Raw genomic sequence first — 495 nt, forward strand, 5'->3', positions numbered from 1 at the left:
CCGAGCTCGGAATGGCCGCGGCGGGCGTGTGCCTGCTGGCGGCATCGATGGGCGCGAGCAAGGCCGATCGCGAGCACTTCCTGCGCACGACGGCAAACCTGCGCTGGGTGCTGATAGCCATTCCGCTCTGTATCGGCGCGCAATTGATTCCGATCGGCTTGTCGCTGGCCCATCCGATCTGGACCACCACATACGATGCCCTGCAGGGAATCCCCTTCGGATACGTCACGGCCGACTTCAGCCGAACGCTCGGCGCATTCTTTCTGGCGCTCGCGTCTGTCGCGCTGCTTGGAGTGACAATCGTTCTGGGCAGAGATCGTCGCCGGGCCGAACTCGTCCTGTTCGTGTTGAGCGGGCTAACAGCGCTCGTAGCCGTGCTGAGAATCATCGATCATCGGCTGCAGGGGCCGAGCATCGGTCCGGATAGCTGGGATTTCGCGACCAGCTTGAGCGGCCTTGGCGTGGCGCTCAATCTCGCCGTCATTCAATTGGCCG

At 63.4% G+C, this 495-nt stretch carries 1 pseudogene; it reads left to right on the forward strand.

Annotated features, from left to right (window positions below):
* Window positions 1–11: 11 nt before the first annotated feature.
* Window positions 12–495: pseudogene (locus CWO89_RS45140) on the forward strand (hypothetical protein); the annotation flags it as partial.

The sequence above is a fragment of the Bradyrhizobium sp. Leo170 genome (assembly GCF_004296405.1).
Classification (GTDB): domain Bacteria; phylum Pseudomonadota; class Alphaproteobacteria; order Rhizobiales; family Xanthobacteraceae; genus Bradyrhizobium.